This window comes from Accumulibacter sp., from assembly GCF_029255145.1.
Taxonomy (GTDB): domain Bacteria; phylum Pseudomonadota; class Gammaproteobacteria; order Burkholderiales; family Rhodocyclaceae; genus Accumulibacter.
Genome location: NZ_JAPUVQ010000099.1, coordinates 1 through 8,666, shown reverse-complemented (window position 1 = coordinate 8,666; position 8,666 = coordinate 1). Strand labels below are relative to the sequence as shown.

6 protein-coding genes are annotated in these 8,666 nt (G+C 64.4%); 2 read left to right on the top strand and 4 right to left on the bottom strand.

Translation table 11 applies throughout. The annotated features are described in order from the left end of the window. Positions 1-404: 404 nt before the first annotated feature. Positions 405-2,522: a DUF1631 family protein gene (locus Q1L50_RS10080; RefSeq protein ID WP_300338072.1), complete on the bottom strand. Its 2,118-nt coding sequence runs from the start codon at positions 2,520-2,522 to the stop codon at positions 405-407. Between the two features lie 218 nt (positions 2,523-2,740). On the opposite strand from Q1L50_RS10080, the gene Q1L50_RS10075 reads away from it, so the two are divergent. Then, complete coding sequence (locus tag Q1L50_RS10075) at positions 2,741-3,778, top strand: aldo/keto reductase (RefSeq protein WP_300338070.1); 1,038 nt, start codon at positions 2,741-2,743, stop codon at positions 3,776-3,778. 19 nt (positions 3,779-3,797) lie between these two features. On the opposite strand, the gene Q1L50_RS10070 is transcribed toward Q1L50_RS10075, so the two are convergent. Next, positions 3,798-4,202 carry a hypothetical protein gene (locus tag Q1L50_RS10070; RefSeq protein WP_300338068.1) on the bottom strand — a complete coding sequence of 135 codons (405 nt, stop codon included), beginning with the start codon at positions 4,200-4,202 and terminating at the stop codon, positions 3,798-3,800. Between the two features lie 343 nt (positions 4,203-4,545). Between Q1L50_RS10070 and prsT the strand changes: the two genes are divergently transcribed. Then, positions 4,546-7,341, top strand: coding sequence for an XrtA/PEP-CTERM system TPR-repeat protein PrsT (gene prsT, locus Q1L50_RS10065; protein WP_300338065.1), 2,796 nt, complete (start codon positions 4,546-4,548; stop codon positions 7,339-7,341). 228 nt (positions 7,342-7,569) lie between these two features. Here prsT and Q1L50_RS10060 read toward each other — a convergent pair whose 3' ends face one another. Both Q1L50_RS10060 and Q1L50_RS10055 read right to left on the bottom strand, forming a co-directional pair. Then, complete coding sequence (locus Q1L50_RS10060) at positions 7,570-8,322, bottom strand: XDD4 family exosortase-dependent surface protein (RefSeq protein ID WP_300338062.1); 753 nt, start codon at positions 8,320-8,322, stop codon at positions 7,570-7,572. An 87-nt stretch (positions 8,323-8,409) separates the two neighbouring features. After that, positions 8,410-8,666, bottom strand: a 257-nt coding sequence (locus Q1L50_RS10055) for a hypothetical protein (RefSeq protein ID WP_300338059.1), incomplete at its 5' end; no start/stop codon positions are given.

The window sequence follows — 8,666 nt, the reverse complement described above, 5'->3', positions numbered from 1 at the left end:
TTTCGTCGAGCAACCACGCTTTCTCGGCACGGCTTACCGAGCGGCTAACTGGCTCTGCCTCGGACAAACCACCGGTCGCGGCAAGCTCGATGTCCACCACCAGGCCTTGCTGCCCATCAAAACCGCCTGGGTCTATCCTCTCGACCGTCACTTCAGACGCGTGCTCTGCGGGTGACCGAGTCCTCTCGACGCCAAGCCAAGCGCATTCACGAGCGCCCAGGTTTATTGAGGAGTTACCTAACTGCCTTGCAAGTGGCTGATTATGATAGAGGTTTTTTGATATGTTAAACACCGGTCAAGCCGGACACCGTTGGTCCGCTTGATAAACCCGCGCATGGTCGGCGGCGATTACCGCCGCGCGGATCTCCTGCATGCTTCCGACGCGGCCGTCCTCGGCCAGCAAGTCAGGTCCTTTCAAGGTGCTTCATGGCGCACTCGGCGGCTGCGTCGAAGATCGCCATCCGGGAAGCTACCTGTGCGCGCCCAGTGCGCAACTGCTCGTCCAGCGAGCCTCGGGGTATGGCGATGGCGTAACCCCAGTCCGGGTTGAAAAGTACGACGGTCGCTGATGACGGGCTTTGCCAGCAGCACAGACCGCACAGTTCCGGGTGGTCTGGCACGCAGAAACGCAGCCAGTCGCCGACTTGCCAGTTGTCCTCTAATCCGCGACCGGGCGCACTTGGTGACGGCCCGAAGTAGAGCACTCGTAGCCCGTCACCCCCCAGAGTGCGGGGTCCGGCGCGGGTCATCGCGCCTGATTCGGCAAGCGAACACGATGCGGCCTGCTGGTCTGCGGGGTCGTCCGGCAGCTCGGTAACGGTCGCGGCCGGCGCGCGCAACGCGGCGGTCTGCAAGTCGAACAGGGTGTTGAGGAACAGCGTTCTTTCCGGACCCGAAACGGCGATTTCATCGAGCCCGGCACCGATTCGTCTGATCAGGGACGATGCGACGCCGGCCAGGCGTTTGCGCTCTTCGGCAGACGCCTTCGGCTGAACGCTCCAGATCAGCTCGCTGGCGGTGGCGCTGTCTTGTTGCCAGCGAGCACCGTCAACGCCACCCGCCACGGCGGCGGCGACCATCACCCGCGACCAGTGTTTCTCGAGAAATGCCGCAATCGGTGCTGTTGTCGTCTTGGCCAGGCTGGCCCGCAGCCAGCTGTTGGCGAGTTGCTGCGCGGCTTGCTCTTTTTCATGCCCGACGACCAGCAGTACATGGCCGGCGGTGGCGAGGCGAAGCTTCTGGTCACGCTGGGCGATCAGCGCGTCGAGTTCGGCGAGGTAAGGATCGAGCAGCGCGCCTTTCTGGCTAAGGGTGTCACGGACGGCGGCGGTCAGCGCGGCGATGCTCTTGCAGACCGGGTGCTCCGATCCGGTGCTGGGTGGCAGGCCGATCGCCGCGCGCGCCATGCGGTTGATCAGCAGCCGTGCGGGATGCGAGCTATCGGCGAACAGCGATGAATCGACAATCGCCAGCTTGAGCAGCGGGATCTGCAGGCGCCCGATCGCCGCCTTAATCGTGTCGGGCAGGTCCGTCGACTCGAATATGGCTTCGAAGATCAGCGCCAGAGTGTCCAGAGTGATCGCCTCCGGCCTGCCCGCCGGCAGGTCGAGGTCATTCGATTTGAGAACGCACAGCGGTGGTCGAGGCGCCGGGTCGTTCCCGGCGGAGACGGCACCGACCGGTTCCGATCGCGCCTCCAGAGCAGTGAGGCGATCGAAGAGATGCTTGAGCATGACCATCGCCGCAGCGTCCAGCGCTGGATTCTCCGATCGCCCTTCGCTGTTGGCGGAAAAGGGAATGAGCGGCTGGCCGAACGGTGGCTGCTGCTCCACGCCGTGCCGCTGGCGCATCGCCTGCTGCAGGGTCGCTAACGGGTTGGTCGGATCCTGGCCGTCGCCGCCGGCCGATTGCGCACCCGGGTTGGTGTTTGCTGTGACTGGCGCATGCTGTGCCTGCGCCGGTGCGACGCCGTGCGCTGCCAGCAGCTCGTCGATTTCCCGATAGAGCACCGGCAGCTCCAGCCGCAGCCGCTCGTCGATCCGGTCGAGCAGCGCCAGGGTCGGCGCCAGATCGCCGCCATCCTCCTTGCAGATGGCCCACAGGCCAAGGCCGATCACGTCCGGACCAACCGGGTTGCCAGCGTCCTTCATCTTCGGACGGCGCAGCAAGGTCATGTAGCGCAGCTGGCTACGCCACAGGTCGCGTCCGCCAGCGTCGCGCAGGTGGCCGCAAATGTCGCGGATGTGAATGTCCACTTCGAGTTCGTGATCGCTCATCAAGGTCAGCCGCGAGGCGGTAAGATTGCCCGCATCATCGAAATCGTCACGGGGACTGGCGGAAGCCAGCTGATCGTACGCGTCGCCGACTTCGCGGCCAAAAGCCGCGAGTAGGGACTGCTTGCCGGCCCCGGCCTTGGTGACGATCTCCCTGAGCCGGCGCAAGAAGAAATCCTTGCTGGCGCGCAATACTTCGAACGGATCTTCCGTGTTTGCTGCTTGCGGCGGTCGGATCTGGTCGGGCATCGGTGGCAGGCGAGATGGGTATGAGCTTGCGTTTGGTGTATGGTAGCGGACGCATGAGGTGGCCGCGACAAATCCCCCCGCTATGGCGGGATTATAGACGACTTGGCATGGCGGCTGGCACGGCTGCTGCTTGGTCGCTGCCGGGCGCGGCGGTTGGAGCCGCCGCTGCGCAGTCCCGCAGCTGGGCGAAACGAGGAAGCCCGGGCAGAGGAGATGGCATGAAATACAGAACACTTGGCGAAGGCAGACTGCAGGTGTCCGAGGTCTGCCTCGGCACAATGACCTTCGGGCAGCAGAACAGTGAGGCGGAAGCGCATGCGCAACTCGACCGCGCGTTTGCCAGCGGCGTCAATTTCATCGACACCGCCGAAATGTACCCAGTGCCACCGAAGGCAGGAACGTGTGGCAGAACCGAGCAGATAGTCGGCAAGTGGCTGGCCGGACGGCCGCGGGACGAGGCGATCGTCGCCACCAAGGCTGCCGGACCGTCGCGCGGCCTCAACTGGATTCGCGGGGGCCAACTGGGTTTCGACCTGGCCAGGCTGCGCAGTGCACTTGACGGTTCGCTTCAGCGCTTGCGTACCGACTACGTCGATCTCTACCAGCTGCACTGGCCGGCCCGCAACCAGCCGATGTTCGGTGAATGGCAGTACGATCCCGCCAAGGAAACCGAGTCGACACCGATCCTGGAAACGCTGGAAGCGCTGGCGACGCTGACGCGCGAGGGCAAGATCCGTTGTTTCGGTCTCTCGAACGAGCATCCGTGGGGCGTCCTGGAATTTGTTCGCCTGGCGCGCGAGCATGCCTTGCCTTGCCCGGTCTCGCTGCAGAATGCCTACAGCCTGCTCAACCGGGTCTACGAGCATGGGCTGGCCGAGGTTTGCCACCGCGAAAAGATTGCCCTGTTGCCGTATTCGCCGCTCGCCTTCGGCACGCTTTCGGGGAAGTACCTGGACCAGCCGAACGCGCCGGGCCGCATCACCCAGTTCGCCGGCTTTGGCCAGCGCTACGGGAAGATCAACGTCGCTCCAGCCGTCGCCGCCTATGCGGCGCTCGCCGGCCGTAACGGGCTGACGCCTGCTCAACTGGCTCTGGCGTTTGTCTATTCACGCTGGTTTTCGGCGAGCACCATCATCGGTGCCACGACCCTCGCGCAACTCGACGAGAACCTCGGCGCGCTGGCAGTGAAACTGCCGCCGTCGGTACTCGCCGAGATCGACGAGATCCATCTGCGCTATACCAACCCGGCACCGTGAGCGGCGACGGGAAAGCGTCCTAATGGGCCTTGTCCGGCGGCTGTTCGGCCTTGGGCTCGGCTGCGGGCAGATCCTTGGCGACGGCGTCGGTTTCCACCGCCGCGGGTGCCCGGGTTTTCTTCTTGACACCTGGCGGTTGTGGCGGCGGCAGTTGCGGCTCGACTGTCTGCAGCTTGTTCTCGCGCATGTAGCCATCCATGTCGCGCCAGCCCTCGTAAATCGCCGCTTTTGGCAACCAGGAGTAGATCGAATAGCAATCCTCGATGGCGCGTCCCGACTGTCGGCAGCCACCGCCGACGGCCTTACCTTCGGCTTCGAGTCGGGCGGCTTTGACAGCGGGATTTTCCAAACCCAGTTTCTGCTGGATCAGGTCACAGCCGCTAAGACCGACCAGCAGCCAACTGGCGATCCAGAGGGTGCGCATCTGACGACGCGGGCGAGCAAGCACGGCGATCCCTGCATGATGGGTTGGCGATGAGACATTTTACCCACAATACCCATGGCGCTGCGGCAGGCGTCGTTGCGGGCGACGCCTGCGCCCTGACTATGGCCCCGGGTCAGGCTGACACCTCAGCAGGCACCTCGGCAACGCGCGCCAGAGCCGCCGATAGTGACGGCGCCGATGACAGGACAACGCGCGTGAAAGGCGCACCATTTCATAGAATCGGCAAGGGTATGGAGCTCGGGGAAGCGCGGGCGACCGGTCTGTTGTTCACACAATGCGGTCGAACGACGACCTCGGCGACATACCTATTTAAGGGGCTTTAATGAAGCGGCAATCAAAACTTTGGGGGGTGTCGGCGATCTTGTCGATCGCGGCACTCTTGGCCGGTTGCGGTGGCGAGAGGGACGAAGCAACGACGCTCGCATCTGCTCGCAGTTACCTGGAAACGAAGCAGCACGCGGCCGCGATAGTCGAACTGAAATCGCTCCTGCAGGCACATCCAGAGTCGGCCGAAGGCCGCTTCCTCCTTGGTAAAGGCTTGCTCGCCACCGGTGACGCGGCAGGAGCCGAAGCCGAGTTTTCGCGCGCTCTGGAGCGAGGCTTTCCGGAGAAAAGCCTGGCCGTGCCGCTGGCGACCGCACTGCTGGCCCTGGGCCGCTCGCAGGAGTTGATCGATCGCTATCACCGTATCGATCTTGACGGCGTCGAGGAAGGTGCTGACTTGAAGACCCAGGTCGCGCTGGCGTACGCCGAGACCGGCGACACGGCGAAGGCTGCGGAGGTGGTCGCCGTTGCCTTGCGGCGAGCGCCGGCCTACGCGCCAGCGCGCCTGCTCGACGCCCGCCTGAAAGCCGCCGGCGGTGAGCCGACCGAATCGCTTGCGATCGCCGAACAGGTGCTGGCGCAAGAGCCCGAGAATGCGCAGGCCTGGCTGCTGAAGGGTGACCTGTTGCAGCAAGACTATCCGGGCAGTGCCGAGTCGGAGGCCGCCTATCGCCAGGCGCTCCTGGCCCGCGCCGATTTGTTGCCCGCGCTTCGTGCACTGGTGGCGATGCGGATCAGCCAGCGTGATCTCGAGGGCGCCCGCAAGGAATGGGCCGAAATGGCGAAGGCGTTGCCGCGCCATCCACAGACGATGTATTACGAAGCGCTGATCGCCTATCTGGAAGGTGACGCCAAGCGGACGCGCGAGATCACCCAGTTACTGGTGCGCGGCTCGCCCGAGAACGCCAGCGTCCTGCTGTTGGCGGGACAGGCAGCTACCCAGCTTGGCGCACTGGCGGAGGCGGAGACCCTGCTGCTGCGGGCGATGGCCGCCGCGCCAAAAGCAGCCGAACCGCGACGGGCGCTGGCGGTGGCCTACCTGCGCGGTGGTCAGGCCAACAAGGCACTGGCGATTCTCGACTTTCTCGCTTCGCTGATCGATTCGCCGCGGTCGGAGGACGGCGAGTCGCTCGCTCTGGCGGCCCAGGCCTATCTGCTGTTGGGTGATTTCAGGAAGGCCGACGCGACCTTTGAACGGGCGGCGCGCTTGTTGCCAGACGACAGGCAGCTGCGCGTCGCGCGGGCGCGGGCGCGGCTCGGGCGCGGCCAGGACGATCAGCCCTTGTCCGAGTTGGCCGAAATAGCCGCCATCGATAGAGGCCCGTCGGCGGACCTGGCGCTGATCAGCGCCCGCCTGCAGCGCCAGGAGTGGGAGGCGGCGCTGAGGGCGGTGGATTCCCTGGCGGAAAAGCTGCCAACAAGCCCGCTCCCGGACCATTTGCGAGGCGCGATTGCCTGGAAGCGGCATGATCCGGCCGGCGCACGCCGCGGCTTCGAGCTGGCTCTGGCAAAGGATCCGCGCTATTTCCCCTCCGTCCAGGGCATGGTGATCCTGGAGCTGGAGGAGAACAAGCCCGAGGCGGCGCGGCAGCGCATTGAAACTCTGTTGCAGAACGATCCGAAGAACGTCCCGGCGATGATCGTGATGGCCGACTGGATGGTGCGCACCGGCGCCCCCGCAAAGCAGATCAACGAGTTGCTGGAGCGCGCAGCGGCCACGCGCCCGAACGACCCGGCCACCCACCTGGCGATCATCGATCATCACCTGCGCGCTGGCGATCCGACGACGGCGCTGACCGCTGCGCGGGCCGCGGTGGTCGCCTTGCCCTCGGAGGCGGTATTGCTCGAACGCCTGGGCAGTCTGCAACTGGCTGCCGGCGATACCAACCAGGCGATTACCACGCTGGCCACGCTGGTGCGCGCGATTCCAAAATCGGCCGCGGCCCGTCTGCGGCTGGCCGATGCCTATCTGGTCGCCGGCAAGACGGACGAGGCCGAAGATCAGCTGCGCCTGGCGCTGCGGGTGGATCCGACGTCGCTGCCGGCGCAGCGGGCCAACGTGGCCATGGCGGTGCGCCAGAAAAATCCGGCGAAGGCCTTGCAACTGGCACGCTCACTGCAGAGTCAGTTCCCCAACGACGCGCTGGGATTTCGCCTCGAAGGCAACCTCGAAGCGAGCCGCAAGAACTGGGGCCCGGCGGCCAGCGCGTTCCGCAAGGCGCTGGTCCTTGATTCCGCAGGCGATGCGCCAGAGCGCCTGCACTGGGTGCTTGGTGCCGCAGGCAAGGCCGCCGAAGCGACGCAGTTCGAACGGGCCTGGCTCAAGGAGCACCCGCGCGACGCCGGCTTCATTGTGCACCTGGCAGACATGGCGATGTTGCGGAGCGATTGGCCTGCGGCCGAGGATGGCTACCGACAGGTTCTCGAATTGCAGCCGGAGAACGCGCTGGCCATGAACAATCTGGCCTACCTGCTGGTGCAGCTGAAGAAGCCGGGTGCCCTGCCGCTGGCCGAACGGGCGGTGGCTTTGGCGCCCGGACGCCCGGAAATGCTCGACACCCTGGCGCTCGTCCATGCCGAGGCGAAACAGTTCGATCAAGCGATTGCAGCGCAACGCAAGGCGGTAAGCCTGGCACCCGACTTGCCCGGACTGCGGCTGGCCTTGGCGCGGCTGTACCTGCAGGCTGGCGACAAGGAGAAGGCGCGTACTGAACTCGCCTCTCTGGCCAAGCGCGGCAAATCGTTTTCAGGGCACGATGAAGTCGTGGCCTTGCTCAAGCAGGCTGATCAATAGGGCTGATGGCCCGCGCGAGGCCGGCGGGTAGTCGACGGTTCTACCACGGCCGCAGCCGAAACACGCGTGCGGTCGGCACTCTTGGAGCACTCACCGAGCGGCGCCATAAAAGTCGAGCAGCCAATTGCCAACAGGCGGGGCCACCAAATCTTCACCCCGGCGTTGGAATGTGTCGCCGGCTCTCTGCGGCAGCGCCGGCGCATTGGGCCGGCGAGTAGATTCGCGAAGTCAGGTGCGCTTGCGGCGGGCGACAGCGCCGGCCAGGAGGCTGAAACCCAGCAGTGCCAGAGTCGCCGGTTCGGGCGTATTGCCGCCACCTGGACCGCCACCGCCTTCGCCGCCCGGAAAGCGCGGCTCGGTGAGCGCCGTCCCGTATTGGAAGAACACGTTGCTGATTTGGGTCAGGCTGAAGCCCGCACCCGGTGTCAACAGGAAGGTCACCGAATGATTGGTCAGTGGCTCGGTAAGTATGGGAGTGTTTCCGGTCGCCTTGTTGTCCCCGACCGACGTCAGCCCGTACTGCAGACCGTTCGGATCCGCCGGGCCCGAGAGGTTGGCACCTGGAAACACATCGCCAGGACCAAAGAGGCCCAGACCGCTGCTGGAAATGCCGGCATTAGCTCCCGGCAAACTGCCACTCGATACGGCGGCGTACGCCCACTCGCCGCCGACGACCGTGCCAGCCGGGTTTACCAGCGTCGTACCTTGATACGTGCCGCCATCCGCTGTCGCCGAAAAGCGCGTCAACTGGCCGGCGCCTCCCGAGAGGTTGAAGAACACGGCGGTCAGCACGTCGATCGGCACCAACACATCGTTGGCGCTGGTGTTGTCCAGCTTGACCTGCAACTTACCGGCGACGATGTCGAAGGTGACCGCTGCCGCCCGGGACCCCGACGACCCGCTGAAGCTGACCGACGCCGATGCTGGCAGTGCAACGGCCATCGCCGCGAGCACTACACTTGCCACTTTTAGCATGTTCATTAGGTATCTCCTGACTTATGCGACCTTTCAGGAATACAAGCATGATTCATGCCATAATTACAAACAACTAATATAAAAGTTATTTTTTCAGATCTTCGGAGAAATTCTCGCGTCGCTGTAAAGAATTTCGACAGTGCGAATCGAATCGGCAAGGCGGTTTTTGAAGCCGATGTCACAAGTAACGTGCCATAAGTCGATTGCCGCCTCCGATCCGTCAGTTTGTCGCGGCCAACCTGAAACTGGTCGCCATCCGCTGGCGTGAAACTGGGTGTTCTTCGAGGCTTTGATGTAAAGCTGGTTTTTCTTCGCTGTTTGGGTCTTCTTTGGTTTTCTTTCCAGATCGT